The organism is Chitinophaga sp., assembly GCF_039596455.1.
Lineage (GTDB): Bacteria > Bacteroidota > Bacteroidia > Chitinophagales > Chitinophagaceae > Chitinophaga.
Genome location: NZ_JBCNJR010000001.1, coordinates 1,349,910 through 1,376,495, shown reverse-complemented (window position 1 = coordinate 1,376,495; position 26,586 = coordinate 1,349,910). Strand labels below are relative to the sequence as shown.

The following is a 26,586-nucleotide window of genomic DNA, read 5'->3' as shown; positions in this document are numbered from 1 at the left end:
TTTTACACTAGTGCAGAATTATTTAGCTTAAGTGAAGATTCTATTTTTTCAGGAAATTACTACTGATGGTCTGCCACACCTCCGCCCCGTCTCCGTTCAGAATTTGTTTGAGCATATACACGCCAAAACCCTTGGCCTGAGACAATTCAATTTTTGGCGGCATGGACAACTCTGAGGGGTTTACCAGCACATCTACCAGCGCAGGCCCATCATGCGCCAGCGCTCTCTCCATAGCAGGCTGTATTTCTTCCGGCAGCTCCACGCGGATGCCCGGCATGCCCATGGCTTCCGCCATGCGTGCAAAATTGGGGTTCTTGAGATCAGTGCCGAAAGGAGGCAGGCCGGCTACTTTCATTTCCATGGCCACAAAACCCAGGGAGCCGTTGTTGTACACTACTATTTTAACGGGCAGGTTGTACTGCAGAATAGTCAGCAGGTCTCCCATGAGCATGGCAAAACCGCCATCTCCGGAGAGTGAAATAACCTGCCTTCCGGGATACTCCAGTTGCGCACCGATGGCCAGGGGCATGGCGCAAGCCATGGAGCCGTGGTTGAAGGAGCCCAGCAGCCGCCTTTCCGCCGTCATGGTCAGGTAGCGGGCGGCCCATACGGTTGGGGCGCCCACGTCTACGGTAAAGATGGCATCAGGGGCGGCGGTTTCACTAACAATGCGGGTGAGGTATTCAGGATGGACGGGCTTTTCTCCGGCAGTGCCCAGCGCGTGCGCGTCAAGGCTCTTGCGGCTTTTACGGTACCTGTTGAGGCATTGCTCCAGGTGGGCGGTATCGGTTTTTGGCTGCAGCAGCGGCAGCAGGGCGGCGAGGGTATGCTTTACTTGCCCCACCAGCCCCAGGTCTACCCGGCACCGGCGGCCCAGGCGGTCTGCCCGCACATCTACCTGTACTATGCGGGCATTGGCAGGGTACCAGTCGTTATAAGGAAAGTCTGTGCCCAGCATCAGCAGCAGCTCGCTTTCTTCCATGGCGTGGTAACCGGAGGCGAAGCCTATCAGGCCGGTCATGCCTACATCAAAAGGATTATCATACTCTACGTGCTCTTTACCACGGAGGCTGTGTACAATGGGAGATTGCACGGCGCCTGCCAGGGCCATCAGCTCCTCATGCGCCCCGGCGCAGCCGCTGCCGCAGAGCAGGGTTATTTTGCTGCAGCCGTTGATCCATTGCGCCAGTGTGGCCAGCGCCGCATCTGACGGGCGTATCACCGGCTCATGGGGCAACAGCAGTGGCCAGCTTTCCGCTTCCACGTCCTGCATAGCCACATCTCCGGAAATGCCCAATACCGCCACTCCCTTGAGGCCTACGGCATTCTGCACCGCTATCTGCACCAGGCGCGGCATCTGGCGGGCGGAAGATATGATCTCGCAATAGTGGCTGCATTCCCTGAAAAGCAGCTCAGGATGTGTTTCCTGGAAATACCCGGTACCTATTTCGTTGCTGGGAATGTGGGCGGCAATGGCCAGCACGGGCGCCATGCTGCGGTGACAGTCGTACAGGCCGTTAATGAGGTGCAGGTTACCGGGGCCGCAACTGCCGGCGCAAACGGCCAGCCGGCCGGTTAGCTGCGCTTCCGCGCCCGCGGCAAAGGCGGCGGCTTCTTCATGCCGGTAATGCACCCATTCTATTTTATTGCCGCGGCGTATCTCGTCTACAATACCGTTAAGGGAATCGCCTACTACGCCGTGTATACGTTTTACCCCGGCTTCGGCCAACATATCTACCAGCATGGAAGCTACTGTACGTGCCATAGGAAGTTTTTATTTTACAAACAGCACGGAGCGCATATTGTTTGCTCCCGGATAAAAACAGCCCGTTGTCGCAATCAGCCCCTTAAAAAGTCAGATTTGCACCACATGGGAGTAAAAACCCTGCTCTACTTTTGTATCAACAAAACAAAAACATCGTTTCAAAACCCAAAAAAGTATATCATGTCAAAGAGATTATCCAACCAGAGGATCAGCGCCAATCTTTGGTTTAACAAGAATGCGGAAGAAGCGGTAAACTTCTACCTGGGCATTTTCAAGAACGCTAAAAAGGGCAGGGTGACTTACTACGGCAAAGAAGGCTTCGAGTTTCACGGCATGCCGGAAGGTTCTGTGCTTACCATTGAATTTATACTGGACGGGCAGGAATTTATTGCGCTCAACGGCGGGCCTCATTTCCAGTTCAATGAAGCCATTTCATTTGTGGTCAACTGCAGCAACCAGGAGGAAGTAGATTATTATTGGGACAAGCTGCGGGAAGGAGGCGATGAGAAAGCGCAGATGTGCGGCTGGCTGAAAGACAAGTTTGGCGTCAGCTGGCAGATAGTGCCTACTGTATTGGCTGATATGATGGATGACCCTGATGCCGCCAAAGTACAAAGAGTCAGCGCTGCCATATTCCAGATGAAAAAGCTGGATATTGCGGAACTGGAGAAAGCATTCGGAAAATAAAAAAAGACGGAACAGGCCACTGCAAACGGCCTGTTCCGCCTTTCAAATACGGCGCTGATATCAGGGCCAGCTGGCCAGCGCACCGGGCAGATGGTATGTTTTATCTTTTTCCCCGCCTGGCGCCAGTAACACGGTAAAGCTTCCCTTGTAACCCGGCGGAAGGTCTACTTCAAAACCGGTGAGCACTGTACCGGGGTTGGGCGCGTCATAATCATTAGGTGAAGTGGTACTCCACGTTTTCATCTGCACATTCAGCGGGGCGTCTACTTTCAGCAGCAGCTTTTTCCCGTCTTTGGTCAGCTCCGCCGTTTTGCTGCCGGTTATTTTTACGTCTGCGGGCGTGAGCAGCGTCCAGCGCAGTTTGGTGGGTTTTGCCGGCGCTTGCACCTCGTCCCTCACTACCACGTACTGCTTGTTCACCACGGCAATACCGCGGGTGGCCTTTTCCAGCTGGCCATCGTACACCTCGCTCAAATCACAGATGGCATGCATGAACTCCGGTTTGGAAGAGTGGCGGGTGATGGGCGCATTGCCTTTCACACGCTGCAGGGAATCGTTAATGGTAAGCGTGCTGTGTGCGTAGTTATTGTAGCGGAACACCTGCCAGCGTTGGGCGTACTGGCCTTTGTCCCATATCTTGACGCCTTTCTGTTCAAGCGAGTTATAGTCCTGCATACCAAAGTCCATTCCCCAGCGCACGCCGTCTGCCTCCATAATGAAAGAGCCCACGTCCATATGCGCATGGTTCACGGAAGCGGAGCCCGCTTTCAGCCCTACATAAATGGCCGCGCTGTCTGTCCACGAAGTACGCATCAGCGCCACGGGAGATTTGCCATTGCCCGTCCAGAAAGTAGCGGCGGGAGGCTTCACTTCACGCATGGGAACGCCGTTGCTCCAGAGCAGCAGGGCCGGCAGCAGCCTGTCTCTGACATGGCGGGAAGATTTTTCCCCTTCAAGACGGGTGCGCTCTACCCACAGCAGTGACGGCTCTTTGCGCCGGGCCGCAAACCAGAACATGGCGGGCTGTATGCCGCCGCCCTTGCCGGCGTCTGAATAGTTAAAGGATTCGCCCCAGGCGCCGGTAACATGCTCCATATAATCTGCAGTTTCCAGGAAACCCGGTTTGCTGACCAGCCCGAAGTCGTTGCCGAACAGCTTTTCCACGGCACTGATAAAAAGTACGTTGAAGCTGGTGCCATAGCCCCAGTAGCCGTAGCCTTCAGGGTAGGCGCCGTCAGGGTCATAATCATGCATAGGCAGTCCAATGCTGCGGATGCCCCTGTTAATGATCTGCAGGGCCAGCTCCGGCTCGTTCTCATAAATGGCCAGCGCACCGTACAGCATGCCGGCGTTACACACCTGGTTCCAGTTGTTGGTAACGCGCAGCCAGCCATTGTTGCGGGATTCCAGGGAAGGGGCAATGCCTTTTTTGAGAATGGCCTCCCGGATGGTGTTTTTTGACGCGGCAGGCAGGGCGCTGTACAGCCAGTCATACCCGATAGACACGGCCATGGTCATTTCTGCTACGTCAAGAAAGTGGGAAGGGTTCCAGTCACTGAACCGGCTTACGGACAGCAATTCCTTCTCGGCGCGCTGCAGGTATTTCTTTTCTCCGGTCATGCGCCAGGCATAAGACAGGAAAAACACTCTCCGCAGGCACTCGCGGGATACGCTCAGCAGCCGCCGGCCTATTACTTTCCTTTCCAGTACCGGCACGCTTTGCAGGGCATCACACTCCGCCAGTATGGCGTTATGCACTTTTTGCCAGGCGGCATCTCCCCGCAGGGTTTGTTTAATGTTCTTTTCTTCGCCCTGCAGCCAAAGGATACGGGGATGGCCGGGCATTTTTACGGAAGGACCCACGGAGTCTTGCTGTGCGTGGGCCAGGAGACAGGTGAGCAGGCACATTAGTACGCTGCCGCATAGTTTCTTGATCATGACGAGGAATTTTTTTCAGGTTAACAATATACAAGATTCCATTTATTTTTTTGTCGCAAATTGCCCCGTTAATTGTCGTATCTACCAACTGCATACCTGTACCGTATGCCTTAGTTTTGTTAAAAAAGAATGTATGTCTACTATCAATGCTTACCTAACGTTCAACGGCAATTGCCATGAAGCCATGAAATTCTACCAGGATGCCCTGGGCGGGGAGCTAACCCTGCAGTCTGTAGGCGGCATGCCCGTTGAAGCGCGCTGCCCCGCCGGGGAGGAACAAGAGATCATGCATGCCCAGCTCATTAAAGGGGATCTGGTGCTGATGGGCACTGATATGCAGGGCCCGGCCGGTTTTATACAGGGTACCACCATGGCGCTGGCCTTGCAGTGTGATACCGAAGAAGAGATCAACGCTTACTTTGCCAATCTGTCCAAAGGGGGCCAGGTAGTGGAGCCGGTACGCAAACAGGCCTGGGGCGCGCTCTGGGGCATGGTGATAGACAAGTACGGCGTACCCTGGATGCTGAATCACGATCTGAAGGGAGGCGCATAACCTATGCAGCTCAATATGTTTGAAGAAGACCGCGCGGTGGTGAGATATGCCATCCTGATCTCGCCGCCCGCGGCGGTCAAAAAAGTCGTGGCCGGGTTCAAACAGCAGGTACACGAAGCGGTAGGGCTGGATGATATGAACCTGCGGTCTCTGGCCCATATTTCTTTATGCCGCGTGAATGCGGCAGATGATGATGCTTTTATTATTAAAACGGTCACCGAGGCGGTGGCCAATATGTGTTGCTTTGATATTGAGATCAACGGGGCAGACAGCTTCACGCATGGCAAAACAGGCACCCTCTATCTGAGAATAGAACGGCCGGAGCCGGTGCAGATCCTCTTTGCGCTCCTCAGCCGTGTGTTCAGGGGCTCCCGGAATGCCAGCATCACCCCGCACCTCACTATTGCCAGGGCCCTTCCCGTCCACAAGTTCCGGCAAATAGACCCTTCCGTTTTTGACTACCGTTATGCGTTTGTATGTGACCGTATCACCATCCTGAAATGGGCGGGCGAAAAGTATACCCTCATTCATGAAGTGCCCTTGAAAAACCATCCGCCTGCATAAGGGGTGAAGCGGGATAATCATCCGGCAACACTTCCGCGGCGCAGCCGTGCTCTTGCAGGAAAGCTATCAGCGGCAGGGGCTGTATTTCCCCGGTGGTGCTTTTAACCCGCAGAATACGGTCGCAGTCTTCCAGGTCAAAATTCACAATGTACTCCGTAAACGTTTGCTGTATCCGGTAAATGAGCATGTGGGCAAAACAGGCACTGTTCACATTTGTTTTGAATATTTCTACCATAAACATCAGGCGTTAAGCACTGTAAACTTACTACGGCCCGCTTGCTTTTTACATGGCAGAACACGACAATAGATGGGGCTTATGCGACATTCTTGCGCCCGTTTCCTATATTTTCACCAGCAGCTTGTAAGAATGGGAGCGCATGGCCACCATGGTCACTACCAGCCCTACCATGCCCGTTACGGTAAACAGCAGCGCAATGCCCCTGTCGCTCCCCGTGCCGAACCAGTTGCCCAGCAGGTCTACGCCCGCGCCGGTGGTCATAAAAGGGATGAATATGAACTGCGCTATGGGCCCTATCATAAATGCCGTTAACGGTGATGCGGCCTGCTCAATGCTTTGGGCAAAACCGAACACACGGCCCTGCCGCTCGGGGGGTATCACACGCTGTATGATAGACTGCTCTGCCGCCTCCACCACCGGAATGAGGCACAGGTAAATGAACAGCCCCATGGCCAGCAGTATGATAGAAGATTGTATGGTGAAAAAGATGCAGATGGTCCACATCACAATATTCGCAATAAACAGGGTGCGGATGGGGTGCTTGCCCAAGCCCTTGCGGGCCACCACCAGTCCGCCTACTATAAAACCCAGGCTCAGTATGCCCCACAAAATGCCCCATACCTGCACAGACACCAGTGACAGGCCGTAGGCATCCATCAGTGACATGAACACCCCTCCCAGGAAGTTGTTGAAGGTGTTGAAGAAGATCAGCGCAAACAAACCCGGTATAAGCCGGATGGCTTTGATGGTACCTTTTATGTCTACCTTGCCGCCGCCCTCTTCCGTATGTACAATTTCTTTTTCAGGGATAGACAAGGCCCACAGGTGGCCGATGGTAAGCAGGGTAAGCCCGATGGAGGCCGCCAGCGTCCAGTACATGCCCAGGAAGCCTACGGCCATGCCGCTCAGGATGGATGCCACCAGAAAGGCCGTGCCGTTGGCGCTGCCAATGAGGCCGTTGGCCTTGTCCCGCTCCGGTTCCGGCAACAGGATGGTAACCATGGTGGGCAGCGCAATATTGCGGATGTTACCCGCCAGCGCGCCAAACAGCGTGAATATGATGAAGGCCCATAGAACGGGGCTGCCCGCATCCGTAAATTCTTCCACGGGAGACAGCATGTACACCAGTGCGGCCAGTATGTAAAGCACCAGGGAGCAAATGCTCGAAATCATCATGGCTTTCTTTTTCCGGTAGCGGTCTACCACAGAGCCCAGCATAAAGCCGGAGAGGGCCACCGTGCCAATGTAGATGCCTGCCATGAAAGACGTGGCCATAACGGACTTTGTTTGCAGGTATACCCAGAAGGTAACGGCAAACCATACAAAAGTGTTGGTAACAGACGCAACGAGCGAATTAACAAGTACGAAATAAAAAGCACGCATATAGCCAGGCATTGTATACGAATTTACGCAGATTTTCCTTCGCAACTTACGGCTAAACCGCTATTTGAGGCATGGGCATACCTGACAATGTGCGGGCTTTTTGCGACAATAAAGGAGGAAACCGTAGCAGGATAAATTTATGCCCCCGCCAATCCGGCAAAAGGAACTGATTGATTACCTTTAACAGCACAGTTACTGAACCAAATCATATAGCATGCAAAATCCCCAGGGCCTGACAGACGAACAGGTAATTGAGTCCCGCCTGAAGAACGGCACCAATGAGCTGCAATCGAAAGAAGAGAGCAGCCTGCTGTCTGCCATCCGGGAAACCGTCACGGAGCCCATGTTCATACTGCTGGTAGCCGCGGGCATTATCTATTTTATATTGGGAGAGACCAGCGAAGGCGTTTTTATGATTGCCGCCATAGTACTGGTATCAGCCATTTCCATCTACCAGGATTCCCGCAGCCGCAATGCGCTGGAAGCGTTGAAAGCGCTGAACAAACCTACGGCGCGGGTGGTGCGTAACGGCATTGAAAAGGAAGTGGCCAGTGCGGACATTGTGAAGGGAGACGTGATGGTGGTGGAAGAAGGAGAGCAGATACCGGCAGACGGGCGCATACTACGGGCCAATGATCTGTCTGTTAACGAGTCCATCCTCACCGGTGAAGCATTTGCCGTAAGGAAAAATGAAGACGATATTCTTTTCCAGGGCACGGCGGTGATCAGCGGCATGGCTTGGTGTGAGGTGACGGCCGTGGGCAGCCAAACGGAGCTGGGCAAAATTGGCCGTTCCCTGGAAGAGATCAGGGTGGAAAAATCTCCCCTGCAAAAACAGATCAGCAGCTTTGTTACTAAAATGGCCATTGCAGGCGCAGGCGTGTTCCTGCTGGTATGGGGCATCAATTTCTATCACTCCGGCAATGTGCTGGACAGCCTGCTGAAAGGCCTTACGCTGGCCATGTCTATTCTTCCTGAAGAAATACCCGTGGCTTTCACCACCTTCATAGCGCTGGGCGCCTGGCGGCTGATGCAGATGGGCATCATCGTGAAGCAGACGCAAACCGTAGAAACGCTGGGCAGCGCCAGCGTGATCTGTACAGATAAAACCGGCACCATTACAGAAAACAGGATGGAACTGGCTGCGTTGTATGCGCACAGCAGCCGCCAGGTGTATCACGATTGGGCGGTGCCCTCCGCACAGGAAGTGCTTTCCGTAGCGATGTGGGCCAGTGAAACCCAACCTTTTGACCCGATGGAAATTGCGCTGCATGCGGCTTATACGGCTACCGCACCGGCAGACGAGCGGCCCGCCTTCCGCATGGTGCATGAATACCCGCTGGGCGGCAAACCGCCTATGATGACACATGTATTTGCCGATGCCGCCGGCAACCGCATGATAGCCGCCAAAGGCGCCCCTGAGGCCATACTGGCCTGCTGCCAGCTGCCGGAGCAGGAGGCGGAGGAAGTACGCGCGCAGGTGAATGCCCTGGCCGGCAAGGGTTACCGCGTGCTGGGCGTGGCACGCAGCACGTTTGAAGGCACAGATTACCCCGCGGCGCAACAGGCGCTCCCATTTGTTTTCACGGGCCTCGTGGCATTTTACGATCCCCCCAAACACAACATTCACGCGGTGTTCAACAGTTTCTACGAAGCCGGTATACGGGTAAAGATCATTACGGGAGACAATACGCCCACCACGGTATCTATTGCGCAACAAGCAGGTTTCAGGGGAGGCAGCCAGGCCCTTACCGGAGATGAAATTGCCGGAATGGAAGAGGCGGCGCTGGCCAACGCGGTCAGGGAAGTGAATATTTTCACCCGCATGTTCCCCACGGCCAAGCTGCGCATCATCAACGCCCTGAAAGCAGACCAGCAGATAGTGGCCATGACGGGAGACGGCGTGAACGACGGGCCTGCGCTGAAGGCGGCACATATTGGCATTGCCATGGGCCATAAGGGAACGGAAATAGCCAAAAGGGCTGCCTCCCTCGTGCTCACAGACGATGACCTTTCAAAAATGGTAGACGCCGTGGCCATGGGCCGCAAAATATACAGCAACCTGAAAAAAGCCATTCAATACATCCTGTCCATCCACATTCCCATTATTCTCACCGTTACCCTGCCCTTGCTGCTGGGCTGGATATACCCGAACATCTTTACGCCTGTTCACGTCATCTTCCTGGAACTGATCATGGGCCCCACCTGTTCTATTGTGTATGAGAACGAACCCATGGAAAAAAATACCATGCTGCAACCGCCCCGGCCCGCCACACTTACATTCCTGAACTGGCGGGAGCTGAATACCAGCATACTGCAAGGCCTGATGATCACCGTTGGCACCCTCAGCGTTTACCAATATGCGGTGTACAACGGCTACCAGGAAGATCTTGTGCGCACACTGGTATTTATTACCCTCATGAGCGCCAACGTGGTATTAACGCTGGTAAACCGCTCCTTTTATTATTCCATGCTGTACACCGTTCGCTACAATAACCGCCTGCTCCGGTTTGTACTGCTGCTGTCTGTTTTGCTGACCGTGGCCATTGTGTACGTTCCGCCGTTTGCCGCATTTTTCAAATTCCAGTCGCCTTTGTTCGGGCAGCTGATGCTGGCTGTTGGTATCGGTATTCTTTCCGTGATATGGATGGAAGGGTGGAAGTGGGTGAAACGCAGCAGGAGTTGAATTTCTCAGTTCTTTTTAGTTACTTGTAGTGCAAACGATTGCACAAAAAATTCCACTTATGACTAACGAGCACATTTCCCGCCGTAACTGGCTGGGCGCTATCGCCACGGCTGGTGTAGGCGCCGGCCTTACAGCCACCGGGAGGGCCTTCGGCATGGCCCCTTCTCCCGAAGCCCAAACATCCGGCACGCCGGCCGCAGACGATGGCGCCCGTATTTACAACATCACCGACTTCGGCGCCAAAGGAGACGGCAAAACCCTCAACACCAAAGCCATACAGGCAGCTATTGACGCCTGCAACCAAGCAAAGGGCGGTACCGTGCTGGTACCGGCAGGAGATTTTCTTTCTGGCACGCTGGAACTGAAATCTTACGTAACCCTCCGCCTCACTGCCGGCGGCAGGTTGCTGGGCAGCCCGCGGCGGGAAGATTATACAGCCGGCAAAGGCGTGCCGCCCGGCAATGGCAACATCGTATTCCTTTACGCCGTGAAGGCAGACAACCTGACCATCGAAGGCAACGGCACCATAGACGGCAACGGCCTGGCATTTTACAACGGCAAGGGAGATAACACCGGCCCTGGGCAGCATGGCGTAGGCGGTAACTTTGACAGGCCGCATCTTTTTATTTTTCACGAGTGCAACAACCTCCGGCTGGCCAACACCTTTCTCACCGCCAGCGCCTATCACTGCGTGCGCCTGCTGCAATGCCATCACATACACATTGACGGCATCCGCATTTACAACCGGGTGAACAAAAACAATGACGGCTTCCATTTCAACAGCTGCCGCTATGTGCATATTGTTAACTGCGACGTGCAGTGCCAGGATGATGCCTGCGCGCTTTTTGGCAGCAACCAGTTTGTAACCGTTACCAATTGCAGCTTCAGTACGCGCTGGTCTATTTTCCGCTTTGGCGGCGGTGAATCGCAAAACATAGCCGTGTCAAACTGCCTTATTTACGACACATACGGTTGTCCCATCAAGATCAGCGCAGGCCGGGCCGCCATAGAGAACTTCACCTTCTCCAATATTGTGATGCGCAATGTAACCGGGCCCATCGGCATTGGTTTCAGCGGTACCAGCAATAACAGCAACCCGGCGCCTTCCACCGCCAAGCCATATATCCGCAACCTGGTGTTCAGCGGCATCAGGGCCACAGTACTAAAGCTGCCGGTGCCTCACCCTGATATTCACTTTGACCTCCACACCTGGGAAGGCGAAAAAAATTCCTGCATCACCTTGAACGCCATGGGAGAGCATTACCTCGAAAACATCAGCTTCACGGACGTTCACGTACAATACGCAGGCGGCGGCACCAAAGAGCAGGCAGCCAAAGAGGTGCCGGCCATAGCGGCGGAGTACTTTGGTGTGTGGGACAAACAGCCCGGCGGCCCTCCCGCCTACGGCCTCTATGCCCGCAATGTGAAGGGACTCACGCTGCAGAACGTGCGGTTGGAATATGAAGAAGCTGACGCCCGCCCGGCCATTGTATTTGACAATGTGCAGGATGCGGCCATCAGCGGCCTCAGTGCCAAAGGCAGCGCCGGCACACCGCTGCTGCGTTTTATTCAATCGAAAGATATTTTGCTGACCGCTACCCGTCTGCTCACACCAGCAGCGGCATTGTTGCAGGTAGAAGGCACGGCCTGTGAAGGTATACAGGTGGATGGCGGGGATATAAGGAAGGCAGCGCAACCGTTGGTGTTGCTGAAAGGGGCCGAGAAAAAGGCGGTGATAATGCGGTCTTGAAAATGTGACCGCGTATTTGAGATGTACAGAGAAGGAGCTGTGCCAGATGATACGGTTCCTTCTTTATGAAGGATACCTTTACTCTACCAAATCCCTCACCTGCTCGCTGATATACCCGCTCTGGATGTACTGGTACAAATTCTTTCCGGGGCAGGCCGTTTGCGTTGAATGATCTTTGTGGGAGGCTATAGTGCTGTAAGGAATATTGTACTTCCGGCAGGCATATGCCGTCAGCCTCACCAGCGCATCCAGCTGCTGCGGGTTGACGGTCTGCTCCTCAAAATTGCCCATGCAGGTAATGAGGAGATGGCCTTTCGGATCATATTCTGTAGCAGTTTCTCCAGCTGTGAATACGTTGCGGCCTTCGTAGATAGTACCATCCGGCGCAATCAGGAAATGATAGGGAATGTCTGCCCAGTTCCGGTCTTTTCCCATGCCCCATACCTGCACGTTTTTAATGTGCTTCGCTGCGTCTTGGGTAGTGTCAAAGCGGGTGCCTTCGTGATGAATGGTGATGCGCACCGGTTGCTGCGAGCGGTATGGTTTGGGGGCATTGGCGCCCCAGCCGGAGCGCGGTATAATCTCTATTGTTGTAGGTTTTTCGGCAAAAGGGCTTTCGTTGCCGGTGCGCCCCACCGCCGTCACCGCCGCGGCAGCCAGCTTGTAGGGCCCTGCCTTTGCGGGTATGGCAACAGTGCGCGCATCTTTCGGATAGATGGTGTACGCCCATTGCGGGCCGTATTTGTAATATACCACCCACCTGAATACGTTGCCGGCATCCGGGTGCTCCCAGCTGAGGTAGACGGAGTCCGTCCGCTCTTCCATATGCACGGCGGGCGCTGCAGGCGCTGTGTTACTCAGCCAGGGGCTGGGCGGCACCAGCGCTCCCTGTTTGTAAGGGCCGTTCAACAATGCCTGCGCCATGTTGGGATTATTGGCCACAGAAGAAACATGCCAGTGAATAACGCCCATGTCATCAGGCATAATACCCCTGGTGATCATGATCTGGCTCATGGTTTCCTGCTGGCTGAGGCGGCCTGTATCGCGCCCTATGCTGATGCCCGGCCAGAGATGCCGCTGCTGCGTATTCTCCCGTTGCCACCAGCCCAGCAATACCGGGAAACTTACAGGGATGCGGTTGATGGGCCAGTAAAGCTGTGGCGAGAAATAATCTATCCACCCTTTATTCAGCCACAGGCGCGCATCCGCATATAGATCAGCATACTGGTCAAAACCGCCGGCCGTGGATGGCGGGTGGCCGGGCCGCCATACGCCGAAGGGGCTCAGGCCAAACTTTACGTGTTTTTTGGTAGCCTTGATCTCTTTGTACAGCCTTTCAATAAAAACGTTCACCGCGTGGCGTCGCCAGTCCGCGCGGGAAAGTTTTCCACCGGATCTTTGATATGCCTCCCAGCTGTCTTTATCAGGAAAATCGTCACCGCCGTTATAAGACGGATAGGGATAGAAATAATCGTCGAAGTGTACGCCATCTATATCGTAACGGCTTACAATATCATGCACTACGGCGGCCGCATGGTCTTGCGTGCTTTTTTTGGCCGGGTCAAACCACCAGTAACCTTCTTTGAGATGCACCACCAGCGAAGGCATTTTTTTCACCACGGAACTATCCGTTACTTCACCGCCCGCCACGTGATGTGCGCGGTAAGGGTTGAGCCAGACATGCAGCTCAAGGCCGCGTTTGTGCGCCTCTTCCACCCAGAAGGCCAGCGGGTCGTAAAAGGGCGCGGGCGCCTGCCCCTGCCGGCCGGTAAGGTAATAGGACCAGGGTTCCAGGCTGCTCTGGTACAGGGCGTCCGCCTGCGGCCGCACCTGGAAAATAACGGCATTGTAATTGTGGTCAGCGAGGAAATTCAGCAGCCCGATGGCTTCCTCCTGCTGCTGCGCGGTAGTGAGGCCCGGTTTGGAGGGCCAGTTGATGTTGGCCACGGTGGCCACCCATGCTGCCCTGAACTCTGCAGTGGCTTTGGGGTGCGGGGCGATTTTGGTTGTCTTTTTTGCCGGGGTGCAGGCGCATACCAGCAATATCATAGCAACATAGTATAACTTTTGCATAGTTAAAATTAAGCATCTGTTTTCATGAATTAAACATTGCAGCAGATGGCTTGTTATGAAAACTTTAAACCTGCCGCCCATGAAGCAATATGACGCTATCATTATCGGTTCAGGCCAGGCCGCCAACCCGCTGGCCAAAAAACTGGCCGCCGCCGGCCGCCGTACGCTGCTGCTGGAAGAAGCGCAACTGGGCGGCACCTGCATCAACACCGGCTGCACCCCTACCAAAACCATGATTGCCGTGGCCCGTATGCAGTACATTGCCTCCCGTGCGCCCGCGTTCGGCATACCGCTGCAAGCCGGGCCTGTAGACCTAACAGCAGTGATTAAACGAAAGAATGAGATCGTTTCCTCCTTCCGCGGCAGCCTTGCCAAAAGCCTTGAAAAAACGGCCAACCTGGATGTGATAAAGGAGCAAGGTGTTTTCACCGGACATAAAACCGTCAACGGACAATACACCGCGGAGCATATTTTCATCAACACCGGTGCCCAGCCGGTTATTCCACCTATTGCCGGCATCCATGACGTACCTTATTTCACATCTGCCGGCATGCTTGACCTGCAGGAAGTACCGGAACACCTGGTGGTGCTTGGCAGCGGTTATATTGCCATGGAGCTGGGGCAGATGTACCGCCGCTTCGGCAGCCAGGTAACAATTGTAGAGCGTGGAAGCCGCATTCTTCGCCGGGAAGATGAAGATGTAGCCGGAGCCGTCCGCCAGATACTGGAGGAAGACGGTATCCGCATCATCACCCATACCAGCGTACAACAGGCAGCCCCCGCCGGTAATGGCCGCGTATCGCTCACCCTGGAAAACGGGCAGGTGCTGGAGGCTTCCCACTGGCTCATAGCTACCGGCAGAGCGCCTGCCACCAGAGCCCTGCAGCTGGAAAAAACCGGCATTACCCCGGATGAGCAAGGATTCATACCGGTGAACGAGTATCTCGAAACCAGCGTTCCAGGCATCTACGCGCTGGGTGATGTTAAAAAAGGCCCGGCTTTCACGCATATTTCTTATAATGACTATATTGTAGTAGCAGAAAGTATCCTGAACAAAAAGAATATTTCCATCAAACATCGGCCCGTGCCCTATTGTATGTTCACAGACCCTGAGCTGGGCCGCATTGGCATTACAGAACAGGAAGCGCGTGAAAAGGGCATGGCCGTAAAGATCGCAAAGCTGCCCATGTCTAAAGTAGCCCGCGCCATAGAAACAGGCGAAACCCGCGGCCTCATCAAAGCCGTAACAGACGCCAAAACCGGCCAGATACTGGGCGCGGCCGTGCTCTCCGTAAGCGGCGGGGAAATAATGACTGTGCTGCAAATGGCCATGATGGGGAATATCGGTTACAAACAACTGCGCAATACCATATTTGCGCATCCCTTGTTTTCAGAATCGCTGAATAATCTGTTTATGACACTGGACGATGATTGAAGTACGTAATCTTGGCAAAACATTCGGCAACGTGCAAGCCGTGCAGCAGGTATCTTTTACGGTAGCGGAAGGTGAAAACTTCATTTTGCTGGGCACCAGCGGCTGCGGTAAAACCACCACGCTGAAAATGATCAACCGCCTGCTGGAACCGGATGAAGGCACTGTACTGCTCCATGGAACGGATACGGCCACTATACCACCTGCCCGGCTCCGGCGCGGCATGGGTTACGTGCTGCAGCATACCGGCCTGTTCCCCCACTACACCGTGGCGGAGAACATAGCCGTGGTACCCCGCCTGCAGCACTGGAAAAAAGAAGACGTGCGCGCCCGCTCCGCGGCCCTCATGCAAAAGCTGGGCCTCAGCTGGAGCGAGCATGCCCATATGTACCCCCACCAGTTGAGCGGCGGCCAGCAGCAACGCGTAGGCCTGGCAAGGGCGCTGGCGGCAGACCCGCCGGTGCTGCTGATGGACGAGCCTTTTGGTGCGCTGGACCCTATTACCCGCAGCAGGATAAGCAAGGAGTTCAGTGAACTGGAAGAATTCAGAAGAAAGACCATCATCATGGTCACCCATGACGTACAGGAAGCATTTGCCCTGGCTTCACGGGTGTGCCTGATGGACAAAGGCCGCATTGTTCAGATGGGAACGCCGGAAGAGCTGCAGCAGTGGCCGGCGAATGAATTTGTGAGAACGTTCCTGAAATTGTGAAAAACGCATGTAGACAATAACACATCCTGCCTTCGGGCGGCAGCGCCCGGCCAACGGATCTGTGCATGCATTCCGGCGAATGCACTTTTGATAAAACCACACACCTCACAGCCTGGCTGTGTTACGAGAGCCTTGAACTATGAATGAATTTTTTGAATTCCTGCAATCGCAATCCGGCAAACTGGCGCAGCAAACGCTCACGCATATCAACCTCACCCTGGTATCCGTAGCCATCGCTATTGCGCTGGGTGTGCCGCTGGGCATCCTCATTGCCCGCAGGCCGCGCCTGGCCGGCTTTGTGCTGGGTTTTGCGGGCGTTATGCAAACTATTCCCAGCATAGCCCTGCTGGGCTTTATGATACCGCTGCTCGGCATCGGGCCTAAACCGGCCATCGTAGCGCTTTTCCTGTATGCCCTGCTGCCTATAGTGCGTAACACTTATACGGGCATCACTGGTGTAGACGCCACTGTGAAAGAAGCGGCCCGCGGCATGGGCATGACGGGCAGCCAGGTACTGTTCAGGGTGGAGCTCCCGCTTTCCATGCCGGTGCTGATTGCCGGCATCAGAACGGCCACGGTCATCAATGTAGGCGTGGCTACGCTGGCGGCGTACATTGCAGCGGGCGGGCTGGGAGAATTTATCTTCGGCGGCATTGCCCTCAACAACACTCATATGATACTGGCCGGCGCCATTCCTGCGGCATTGCTGGCGCTCCTGTTCGATTTTCTGCTGGGCAGGCTGCAGAAGAAACTAAAATGGCGGCTGGGGCTGGCCGCTGCACTCGGCATAGCTGTGCTCTTCCTGGCCATGCTGCCGGCCACTTCATCTGCCGGCAAGCTGCTGGCAGGCTTTACCCCGGAATTTATGGGCCGCATGGATGGCTACCTGGGCCTCAAAAAAGTATACCGCCTCAACATGCGCAACGTGGTGATCAACGATGCGGTGATGTACCAGGCCATGCATGAAAACAAGCTGGACTTGATCAGCGGCTACAGCACAGACGGGCGCATCAAGGCGTTTGACCTGATAACGCTCGAAGACGACAAAACCATTTTCCCTCCCTACTACGCCGCCCCGCTCATCCGCAGCGGCATACTGGAACAGCATCCTGAACTGGAAGGCACGCTCAACCTGCTGGCCGGCCGCATCTCTGACTCCGTGATGACACTGCTGAACTATCAGGCTGATTTCCTTAAAAAAAGCCCGGAAAGCGTGGCCAAAAGCTTCCTGGAGCAGCAAGGCCTCTACCGGCCGCCGCGCCATGGCAACAAAGGCGTGGTGCGCATAGGCTCCAAGATCTTTACAGAACAATACATTCTGCTCGAAATGTACCGCATGCTCATTGAAGGGCATACAGACCTGGCCGTGTCTTCCAAAACCGGGCTGGGCGGTACCAAGATCTGCTTTGATGCGCTAACCAATAACCAGATAGACTTTTACCCGGAATACACGGGCACGGGCCTGCTGGTGCTGCTACAACCGCCGGCAGACACGGTTACGCGCCTGGTGCAGCACAAAGACAGCGTGTACCGCTACGTACAGGCACAATTTATGCAGCAATATAACCTCCGGTGGCTGCAGCCCATCGGGTTCAATAATGCGTACGCGCTGATGATGCAGCGAAAAAAAGCAGACGAACTGCGGGTGCACACAATTTCTGACCTGGCAAAAATCACCACACCATGAGCCTGACCGAACAATACAGGAGCGTAAGGAAACTGACGGAACGCATTTGCAGCCCGCTGCACACGGAAGACTACGTAGTACAACCTGTTGCAGATGTAAGTCCACCCAAGTGGCATCTGGGCCACACCACCTGGTTTTTTGAAACACTGGTGCTAAAGGCCCACCTGCCCGGATATACGGAGTTTGACAGTAACTTCAATTACGTGTTCAACAGCTACTATGAAAGTCTCGGCGCAAGAGTGATACGCACGCAGCGCGGCAATCTCAGTCGCCCTACGGTAAACGACATCTACCGGTACCGGGTATACGTAGATCAGGCCATGGAGCAACTGTTGGCCGGCCCCTTGAGCGAAGAAGTGCGTACCCTGGTAGTATTGGGCTGTAACCATGAGGAGCAGCATCAGGAGCTTTTGTGGACGGATATAAAGTACATCCTTGGCCACAACCCGCTCTTTCCCGCATATGACCCCGCGCTGCCCGCTGAAGAAGCCGCCGGGCGCCCCGGCTGGATCAGCGTGGAAGGCGGCCTCTACGAAATAGGCTATACAGGCAGCGGCTTTTGTTATGATAATGAACTGGGCCGCCACCAGGTATACCTGCAGCCATTCAAAATAGCAGCTTCCCTGGTCAGCAATGAAGAGTACCTGGCCTTTATGCAGCAGGGCGGTTACCGGCAATTTGAGCACTGGTATGCGGAGGGTTGGGACTGGGTAAAGAACAACGCCATTACCGCGCCGCTCTACTGGTACCTTATTGAAGACAACTGGTATACTTACACTTTGCAGGGCCTGCAACCGTTGGCGCTGCAAGAGCCCGTTACCCACATCAGTTTTTATGAAGCCGCGGCCTACGCGGCCTGGAAAGGCGGCAGGCTGCCTACGGAGTTTGAATGGGAAGCAGCAGCGCCAAAGCTGCAATGGGGCCGCCGCTGGGAGTGGACGGAAAGCGCCTATCTGCCATACCCCGGCTTTCAGCGTGTAGCCGGCCCGGTAGGCGAATACAACGGCAAATTCATGGTGAACCAGAAGGTACTACGGGGCGCCTCCTCCTTTACTTCACCCGGCCACAGCCGCCCCACATACAGAAACTTTTTCCACCCGCACCTTCGCTGGCAGCTGACAGGTATAAGGCTTGCAGTATAAACATATTACCGGCAGTGTAAAACATAAAAAGGGAGAGACGATGAAAACAGCCATAACACAACAGCAAACAGCCACGCAGCAATTTTATCAGGATGTGGTGAAGGGATTGACGGGCACGCCTAAATACCTCCAATCCAAGTACTTCTACGATGCCGCTGGAGACGCCCTGTTCCAGCAGATCATGCGCACGCCGGAATATTACCTCACCCGTTGCGAACTGGAAATATTGTCTACACAAACTGTGGCCATGGCTGATGCCCTGGGCGCCACGCCGTTCAGCCTGGTAGAGCTGGGCGCAGGAGATGCTTCCAAATCTTTTTACCTGCTGGAAGAGCTGCACCGCCGCAACCCGGAGCAGGCTTATTTCCCCATAGATATTTCGGAGAACATCATTGCGCAGCTGCAAAATACCCTGCCCGTCAAGTTGCCTGGCCTGCAAGTGCAGGGGCTTCGCGGGGAGTATATAGATATGCTTGAAACGGTAGACTATCTCTCCGCACGCCGCAAGGTGGTGATGTTCATGGGCGGCAGCATCGGCAACTTTACGCCGGAAGAAGCCGTGAAGTTTTGCCGCCGCCTGCGGGAACAAATGAAGCCGGGGGATCTGCTGCTCATCGGTTTCGATCTCCGCAAGCAGCCGCAGCTGATACTGGATGCCTATAACGACAGGCAGGGCATCACACGGGATTTTAACCTCAACCTGCTTACCCGCATTAACCGGGAGCTGGGGGCGGATTTCGACATCAACCAGTTCCATCACTTCCCCACCTACGATCCGCTGACGGGCGCCTGCAAAAGTTACCTGGTCAGTAATACAGACCAGCAGGTGCAACTCGGAGAACACCTTATCAGGTTTAAAAAAGACGAACCGGTATTCATGGAAATATCCCAGAAGTATAGCGTGGAAGAAACCAGGCAACTGGCCAACGCAGCAGGCTTCAGGCCCGTGCAGTATTTTTTTGACGGCAGGCGCTGGTTTACCGATGTGCTGTGGGAACTTTCACAAAGTCATAATGCCCTTTAATATGCTGGTTCAGGAAACGGCCTTTTGACCCCGCTGCTTTCATGGCCTCAAATACCTCTTCCGGTACGTTCTTGTAATCGTACACAATGCCGGACACATACCTGATGCGCAACGTATGGGTATCCGGGTTGTACCGCATGCTTTGTACTACAGAAGAAGGCATACATACGTCCACAAAAAAATAATGCCAATGCTTTCTGGCACAGATTTTATTTTTTATACGTTATGTTCGATGAAGCATTGCTCAGCCATATCAAGGAACAACTGATCCGGAAAAACCAGACAATAGCCGTTGCAGAAAGCGTTACTGCAGGTTTTCTGCAGTTGGCGCTAGCCAGCGCAGATGAAGCGGTGCGTTTCTTCCAGGGCGGCATTACTGCCTACAACCTTGGCCAGAAATACAAACACCTGGGTGTAGAACCCATCCATGCAGAACAGACCAACTGTGTAGACAGACGCGTGGCTGCGGAAATGGCGCGGGCCGTTACAGACCTCTTCCGTAGCGACTGGGGCATTGCCATCACAGGCTACGCCACGCCCGTGCCCGAAAGCGGTCAGCAGCTGTTTGCCTACTACGCCATTGCTTTCCGGAAGGAAATATTGCTGGAAGGAAAACTTGAAGCCAATGAAGCGCCGGCCATTAATGTGCAGAAATATTATACGGACTATTTGCTGGCCGCGTTTAATAATATGCTGGAACATGGTTTCCCCAATGAAAGCTGATATATGCCGCGCCGCAGCCAGGCAGAACAACCTTCCCGGACCTGATGCCATGGCCTAAAAATTGCATATGATCCACGTTAATATGACAAGCGATACAAAATCAGTGTTTGCTTCCGGCGTCAGTGTAAATAAGAATATGCATATCGTTTTTTATTAATACTTTCCTGTACTGAAATCCGTTAACATGAATACCCGGAAAAAAACCGTGGAATCTACCCTTGCCACCGCCCGAAGTGTAGAGAAAAATCCCCAACCTTCTACAAACGGGCAGGAAGAGCTGGACGTTCGACAGTTGCTGAACGTAATCACCGAAGTAAAGAGCGGGAATTTTGGCGTACGCATGCCGGTAGATAAAACCGGGCTCACAGGCAAGATCTGTGATACGCTGAACGATATCATTTCGTTGAATGAAACGCTGGTGGAAGAACTGGCCCTTGCCCGCAATACCATTGGCCGCCAGGGCAAGCTGAACCACCGCGTGGCCCTGCCGCGCACCGCACGCGGCTCCTGGAATACCGCAGTGGGCTCCATCAACAGCCTCATTTCCGACCTCGTACACCCCACTATAGAAATTGCGCATGTGATCAGCTCCGTGGCCAAAGGCAACCTTTCTACCGAAATGCCGCTGCAACTGGAAGGCCATGAGCTGCAGGGGGAATTTGGCCGCATTGCCACAGAAGTGAACGGCATGGTAAAACAGCTCAACTCCTTTTCTATGGAGGTAACCCGCGTAGCCCGTGAAGTTGGCTCCGAAGGAAAGCTGGGCGGGCAGGCCACTGTTAAAGACGTGGCCGGCGTATGGAAAGACCTCACAGACTCCGTGAACCTCATGGCCGGCAACCTGACCGCGCAGGTGCGCAACATTGCAGAGGTAACCACCGCCGTGGCCAAGGGAGACCTCTCCAAAAAAATTACCGTAGATGTAAAAGGTGAAATACTGGAGCTGAAAGATACCATCAATACCATGGTAGACCAGCTCAACTCCTTCTCCTCCGAAGTAACCCGCGTAGCCCGCGAAGTGGGTACTGATGGCAAGCTGGGCGGACAGGCGGAAGTAATGGGCGTTGCCGGTACCTGGAAAGACCTGACAGACTCGGTGAACCAGATGGCTTCCAACCTCACCGGCCAGGTGCGCAACATTGCGGAAGTAACCACCGCCGTGGCCCGTGGAGACCTTTCCCGGAAAATAACCGTAGACGTAAAGGGCGAAATACAGGAACTGAAAAACACCATCAATACCATGGTAGACCAGCTCAACTCTTTCTCTGCCGAAGTAACCCGCGTAGCACGCGAGGTAGGCTCGGAAGGCAAGCTGGGCGGACAAGCCACCGTAAAAGGCGTAGGCGGGGTATGGAAAGACCTCACGGAATCTGTGAACCAGATGGCCGGCAATCTTACCGGCCAGGTACGCAACATTGCAGAGGTAACCACCGCCGTGGCCAAGGGAGACCTCTCCAAAAAAATTACCGTAGACGTGAAAGGAGAAATACTGGAGCTGAAGAATACCATCAACACCATGGTAGACCAGCTCAACTCCTTTGCTTCCGAAGTAACCCGCGTGGCGCTGGAAGTAGGTACGGAAGGCAAGCTGGGCGGGCAGGCCAAAGTGCAGGGCGTAGGCGGTACCTGGAAAGACCTCACGGAATCCGTAAACCAGATGGCCTCCAACCTCACCGGCCAGGTGCGCAACATTGCGGAAGTAACCACCGCCGTGGCCAAGGGAGACCTCTCCAAAAAAATTACCGTAGACGTAGCCGGCGAAATTGCCGAGCTGAAAAAAACCATCAACACCATGGTTGACCAGCTCAACTCCTTTGCCTCTGAAGTAACCCGCGTGGCGCTGGAAGTAGGCACGGAAGGCAAGCTGGGCGGGCAGGCCAAAGTGCAGGGCGTGGGCGGCACCTGGAAAGACCTCACGGAATCCGTGAACCAGATGGCCTCCAACCTCACCGGCCAGGTGCGCAACATTGCGGAAGTAACCACCGCCGTGGCCAAAGGAGACCTCTCCAAAAAAATTACCGTAGACGTGGCCGGGGAAATTGCCGAGCTGAAAAACACCATCAACACCATGGTAGACCAGCTGAATGCCTTCGGCTCGGAAGTGACCCGCGTGGCGCTGGAAGTAGGTTCTGAAGGCAAGCTGGGCGGGCAGGCCCGCGTACCGGGAGTAGAAGGCCTCTGGAAAGACCTGACGGATTCTGTGAACATCATGGCCTCCAACCTCACTTCGCAGGTGCGCAACATTGCGGAAGTAACCACCGCCGTAGCCAACGGAGACCTGTCACGCAAAATTGAGGTAGACGTTAAAGGTGAAATTGCCGAACTGAAAAATACCATCAACACCATGGTGGAGCAGCTCCGCTCCTTTGCCTCCGAAGTAACCCGCGTAGCGCGGGAAGTAGGCACGGAGGGCAAGCTGGGCGGACAGGCACACGTGCCCGGCGTAGGCGGCACCTGGAAAGACCTCACGGATTCCGTGAACATGATGGCCGGCAACCTCACCGCGCAGGTGCGCAACATTGCCGATGTGGCCATTGCAGTGGCCAACGGTGACATGAGCCGGAAAATTACGGTAGACGTGCGGGGAGAAATACTCCAGCTCAAGGAAACCCTCAATACCATGGTAGACCAGCTCCGCGCATTTGCCTCCGAAGTAACCCGTGTGGCCCGTGAAGTGGGTACGGACGGCAAGCTGGGCGGGCAGGCCTTTGTACCCGGCGTGGCAGGCACCTGGAAAGACCTGACGGACTCTGTGAACAACATGACCGGCAACCTCACCTCACAGGTGCGCAATATTGCGGAAGTAACCAAGGCCGTGGCCTCCGGAGACCTTTCCAAAAAAGTGACCATAGACGTAAAAGGAGAAATACAGGACCTGAAAAACACCATCAATACCATGGTTGACCAGCTCAACTCCTTTGCGTTCGAAGTGACCCGCGTAGCGCGCGAAGTAGGCACAGAAGGGAAGCTGGGCGGACAGGCGGAAGTGCAGGGCGTAGGCGGTACCTGGAAAGACCTGACGGATTCTGTGAACATGATGGCATCCAACCTCACCAACCAGGTACGCGGCATTGCCAAAGTAGTGACCGCCGTGGCCACCGGCAACCTGAAGCAGAAGCTCTCCGTGGTCTCCCGCGGGGAGGTGGCCCAGCTCACAGAAACCATCAATGAAATGATAGACACCCTGGCCGTGTTTGCAGACCAGGTTACTACCGTGGCCAGGGAAGTAGGTGTAGAAGGACGGCTGGGCGGACAATCCAGCGTGCCGGGCGCCTCCGGCATCTGGAAAAACCTTACGGAAAACGTGAACCAGCTGGCGGAAAACCTCACCACGCAGGTGCGTGCCATTTCCGCCGTGGCATCTGCCGTTACCAAAGGAGACCTCACGCAAATGATACGCGTGGAAGCGAAAGGGGAAGTGGAACAGCTGAAAGATACCATCAACCAGATGATCACCAACCTCAAGCAAACTACCCTTCGCAACCAGGAGCAAGACTGGCTCAAATCCAACCTGGCCACCTTCACCCAGATGCTGCAGGGCCAGAAAGACCTCCACACGGTTACCAACCGCATCCTGTCAGAACTCGCGCGCGTGGTGAACGCGCAAAAAGGGATGTTTTACGTGCTGAAGCAGGATGAAAATGCCGCCAACCCGAAATTGAAGCTGCTGGCCTCCTATGCTTATGGCGAAGATTCTCACATTACCCGCGAGTTTGCGCTGGGCCAGGGCCTGGTAGGCCAGTGCGCGGTAGACAAGGAACGTATTCTGCTTGCCAATGTACCGGCGGATTATATCAAGATATCTTCCGGCCTGGGCGAGGCCCCTCCGCTCAACCTCGTTGTGCTGCCCGTGCTGTTCGAAACGGAAATAAAAGCGGTAATAGAACTGGCCACCTTTGATGCGTTCAGCCAAACCCACCTTGATTTTCTCAGCCAGCTTACGGAAAGCATTGGCATAGTGCTCAATACCATTGAGGCCAATACCAGAACGGAAGACCTGCTGGCCCAATCCCAGTCCCTGGCAGACGAGCTGCGCAAGGCCAATGAAGAGCTGCAAGACAAGGCCCATCTGCTTGTAAAACAAAAGAACGAAGTGGAAGAAAAGAACCGGGAAGTGGAGGAAGCCCGCCGCTCGCTGGAAGAAAAAGCGGAGCAGCTGCAGCTCACGTCCAAATACAAATCAGAGTTCCTGGCCAATATGTCTCACGAGCTGCGCACACCACTCAATTCCCTGCTGATACTGGCGCAGCAACTGTATGAAAACCACGACGGCAACCTCAACGAAAAGCAGGTACGCTACGCCAAAACCATTCACAGCTGCGGAGATGACCTCATCCAGCTGATCAATGACATACTTGACCTTTCAAAGATAGAGTCCGGCTACATTTCAACAGATTTCATCAAAGTGCGTATTCAGGAAGTGATCTCCTTTGTGGAAACCACTTTCAAACATATTTCCGAAAACAAGAACCTGCGCTTCAGCGTGGAGATAGACGAAAAGCTGCCTCAAACGCTGGAAACAGACGTGCAGCGCCTTAACCAGATACTGAAAAACCTGCTGAGCAACGCCTTCAAGTTCACGGAAAAGGGCGAAGTGAGATTGCGGGTGTACCAGGCAGACCATCAATGGAAAATGCCCAACGCCAACCTCGATCATGCAGACCAGGTGGTAGCCTTTGAGATACGGGATACCGGCATCGGCATTTCGAAAGACAAACAGAACATCATCTTTGAAGCCTTCCAGCAGGCGGAAGGCTCCACCAGCCGAAAATACGGGGGCACCGGGCTGGGCCTCTCCATCAGCCGCGGCCTCGCAGACCTGCTGGGCGGCTCCATTGAACTGGAGAGCGAAGCCGGCATGGGCAGTATTTTCACACTGTACCTGCCGCTGCAGTTCAGTCCCAACATGGAGCAGCCCGCAAGGCCCCGCACTATGCCGCACGCCTTTGAACCCGTCAAGGCGCCGGAAACAAAAGACCTTGACAACCTCAACGAGATCATTAACGAAATAGGAGATGACCGTAACAACATCACCGAAACAGACCAGGTAGTGCTGATCATTGAGGATGATGTTCGCTTTGCCCGCATTATGCAGGACAAGGCGCATGAACTGGGCCTGAAGGTAGTGGTGGCCATCAGTTTCGGGGAAGTATTTGACCTCACCAACAAATACAATCCCATAGCCGTAACGCTGGATGTGAAGCTGCCCGATGCCAGCGGCTGGCGCATTCTGGACCTCTTCAAGAATGATGTGAACCTGCGCCACATCCCCATTCACCTCATATCAGGCGAAGAGAACAGGCTGCTGGCCATGCAGCGCGGCGCGCGCAGCTTTAGCCTGAAGCCGCTGAAAGCGGAGGCACTGACCATACTGTTCCAGACCATTGCGCAACAGGCCTCACAAAAGCAGAAACGGGTACTGGTAGTAGAAGACAACCAGCCCGATGCTTCCCAGATTGCCCGCCTGCTGGACAGCGACGGCCTGATAACGCTTGATTTTGCACAGAGCGGCCAAGTGGCCCTAGAACAGCTGGAAAGCACGGTTTATGACTGCATTATTGCAGACTATATGCTGCCGGACATGGAAGGAACAGACCTGCTGGCCGGCATCCAGTCCGCACACCGCCAGCAAACTACCCCGCTGATAGTCTACTCCGCCAAAGATTTCAGCAAAACCGAAAAAGCAAAACTGAAGCAGTATGCCAATAAAATATTACTCAAAGACGTTAACTCGCTTGACCTGTTGCTGGAAGAAACAGTAATGCAGCTGCACATCAACCACCATGCCCTGCCCGAAGAAAAAAGAAAGCTGATAGAAGACCTGCGCTCGCAAAAAGATGTGCTCAGCCATAAAACCGTATTGGTGGTAGATGATGATGTGCGTAACCTTTTTGCCCTCACCACTGCTTTTGAAAGGTTCCACATCAACACCATCACGGCGGAAAGCGGCAAAGAGGCCATGAACAAACTGGGAGAGAACAATCATATAGATATAGTGCTGATGGACATTATGATGCCAGAAATGGACGGCTATGAAACCATGCAGAAAATAAGACGCGAGCACAAGAACAACGCACTGCCTATTATTGCCGTAACGGCCAAGGCCATGAAGGGAGACCGGGAAAAATGCCTGGAGGCCGGCGCTTCTGACTATATTACCAAACCTCTGAAAATAGACCAGTTGTTATCTCTGATGCGGATCTGGCTATACAGATAATAAATGTAAAGC

General features: G+C 54.4%; 18 protein-coding genes. 12 read left to right on the top strand and 6 right to left on the bottom strand.

Going from position 1 to position 26,586, the window contains the following annotated elements:
- Positions 1-40: 40 nt before the first annotated feature.
- Positions 41-1,765, bottom strand: coding sequence for a ubiquinone-dependent pyruvate dehydrogenase (gene poxB / locus ABDW36_RS05770; RefSeq protein ID WP_343700926.1), 1,725 nt, complete (start codon positions 1,763-1,765; stop codon positions 41-43).
- Positions 1,766-1,945: 180 nt separating this feature from the next.
- Here poxB and ABDW36_RS05765 point away from each other — a divergent pair, with 180 nt between their 5' ends.
- Positions 1,946-2,452, top strand: a complete 507-nt coding sequence (locus ABDW36_RS05765; RefSeq protein ID WP_343700925.1) for a VOC family protein — start codon at positions 1,946-1,948, stop codon at positions 2,450-2,452.
- Positions 2,453-2,512: 60 nt separating this feature from the next.
- On the opposite strand, the gene ABDW36_RS05760 is transcribed toward ABDW36_RS05765, so the two are convergent.
- The gene (locus tag ABDW36_RS05760) at positions 2,513-4,390 is read right to left on the bottom strand and encodes a heparinase II/III family protein (protein WP_343700924.1); all 1,878 of its coding nucleotides are present in this window, start codon (positions 4,388-4,390) and stop codon (positions 2,513-2,515) included.
- A gap of 133 nt (positions 4,391-4,523) precedes the next feature.
- On the opposite strand from ABDW36_RS05760, the gene ABDW36_RS05755 reads away from it, so the two are divergent.
- Together ABDW36_RS05755 and ABDW36_RS05750 are read left to right on the top strand one after the other, a co-directional pair.
- Positions 4,524-4,943 (top strand): VOC family protein, encoded by a 420-nt coding sequence (locus ABDW36_RS05755; protein WP_343700923.1) that lies wholly within the window; start codon positions 4,524-4,526, stop codon positions 4,941-4,943.
- 3 nt (positions 4,944-4,946) lie between these two features.
- Entirely contained in the window at positions 4,947-5,507 is a 561-nt protein-coding gene (locus ABDW36_RS05750; RefSeq protein WP_343700922.1) for a 2'-5' RNA ligase family protein, read from the top strand.
- Here the strand turns inward: ABDW36_RS05750 and ABDW36_RS05745 are convergent.
- Positions 5,467-5,742 (bottom strand): hypothetical protein, encoded by a 276-nt coding sequence (locus tag ABDW36_RS05745; RefSeq protein WP_343700921.1) that lies wholly within the window; start codon positions 5,740-5,742, stop codon positions 5,467-5,469. The two genes, ABDW36_RS05750 and ABDW36_RS05745, sit on opposite strands and share 41 nt — an antisense overlap.
- 105 nt (positions 5,743-5,847) lie before the next feature.
- Positions 5,848-7,128 (bottom strand): MFS transporter, encoded by a 1,281-nt coding sequence (locus tag ABDW36_RS05740; protein ID WP_343700920.1) that lies wholly within the window; start codon positions 7,126-7,128, stop codon positions 5,848-5,850.
- Between the two features lie 214 nt (positions 7,129-7,342).
- Here ABDW36_RS05740 and ABDW36_RS05735 point away from each other — a divergent pair, with 214 nt between their 5' ends.
- Both ABDW36_RS05735 and ABDW36_RS05730 read left to right on the top strand, forming a co-directional pair.
- On the top strand, positions 7,343-9,814 hold the full coding sequence (locus tag ABDW36_RS05735; protein WP_343700919.1) for a cation-translocating P-type ATPase: 2,472 nt from the start codon (positions 7,343-7,345) through the stop codon (positions 9,812-9,814).
- A gap of 58 nt (positions 9,815-9,872) precedes the next feature.
- Positions 9,873-11,564, top strand: coding sequence for a glycosyl hydrolase family 28 protein (locus ABDW36_RS05730; RefSeq protein WP_343700918.1), 1,692 nt, complete (start codon positions 9,873-9,875; stop codon positions 11,562-11,564).
- Positions 11,565-11,642: 78 nt separating this feature from the next.
- Here the strand turns inward: ABDW36_RS05730 and ABDW36_RS05725 are convergent, their stop codons facing one another.
- Entirely contained in the window at positions 11,643-13,637 is a 1,995-nt protein-coding gene (locus ABDW36_RS05725; RefSeq protein WP_343700917.1) for a family 10 glycosylhydrolase, read from the bottom strand.
- A gap of 55 nt (positions 13,638-13,692) precedes the next feature.
- Between ABDW36_RS05725 and ABDW36_RS05720 the strand changes: the two genes are divergently transcribed.
- The 5 genes from ABDW36_RS05720 to egtD all read left to right on the top strand — a co-directional run bounded on the left by ABDW36_RS05720 (position 13,693) and on the right by egtD (position 19,634).
- On the top strand, positions 13,693-15,072 hold the full coding sequence (locus ABDW36_RS05720; RefSeq protein ID WP_343700916.1) for a mercuric reductase: 1,380 nt from the start codon (positions 13,693-13,695) through the stop codon (positions 15,070-15,072).
- Entirely contained in the window at positions 15,065-15,781 is a 717-nt protein-coding gene (locus ABDW36_RS05715; protein ID WP_343700915.1) for an ABC transporter ATP-binding protein, read from the top strand. Before ABDW36_RS05720 ends, ABDW36_RS05715 begins: the two co-directional genes overlap by 8 nt.
- Before the next feature lie 139 nt (positions 15,782-15,920).
- Positions 15,921-17,468, top strand: coding sequence for an ABC transporter permease/substrate-binding protein (locus ABDW36_RS05710; RefSeq protein WP_343700914.1), 1,548 nt, complete (start codon positions 15,921-15,923; stop codon positions 17,466-17,468).
- The gene (egtB, locus tag ABDW36_RS05705) at positions 17,465-18,610 is read left to right on the top strand and encodes an ergothioneine biosynthesis protein EgtB (protein ID WP_343700913.1); all 1,146 of its coding nucleotides are present in this window, start codon (positions 17,465-17,467) and stop codon (positions 18,608-18,610) included. Before ABDW36_RS05710 ends, egtB begins: the two co-directional genes overlap by 4 nt.
- A gap of 40 nt (positions 18,611-18,650) precedes the next feature.
- Positions 18,651-19,634, top strand: a complete 984-nt coding sequence (gene egtD, locus ABDW36_RS05700) for an L-histidine N(alpha)-methyltransferase (protein WP_343700912.1) — start codon at positions 18,651-18,653, stop codon at positions 19,632-19,634.
- Here egtD and ABDW36_RS05695 read toward each other — a convergent pair.
- Positions 19,588-19,797 carry a KTSC domain-containing protein gene (locus tag ABDW36_RS05695; protein WP_343700911.1) on the bottom strand — a complete coding sequence of 70 codons (210 nt, stop codon included), beginning with the start codon at positions 19,795-19,797 and terminating at the stop codon, positions 19,588-19,590. The genes egtD and ABDW36_RS05695 overlap by 47 nt on opposite strands.
- A gap of 62 nt (positions 19,798-19,859) precedes the next feature.
- Here ABDW36_RS05695 and ABDW36_RS05690 point away from each other — a divergent pair, with 62 nt between their 5' ends.
- Positions 19,860-20,357, top strand: a complete 498-nt coding sequence (locus ABDW36_RS05690) for a CinA family protein (RefSeq protein WP_343700910.1) — start codon at positions 19,860-19,862, stop codon at positions 20,355-20,357.
- 184 nt (positions 20,358-20,541) lie between these two features.
- Positions 20,542-26,574, top strand: a complete 6,033-nt coding sequence (locus ABDW36_RS05685; RefSeq protein ID WP_343700909.1) for a HAMP domain-containing protein — start codon at positions 20,542-20,544, stop codon at positions 26,572-26,574.
- The last annotated feature ends 12 nt before the right edge of the window (positions 26,575-26,586 follow it).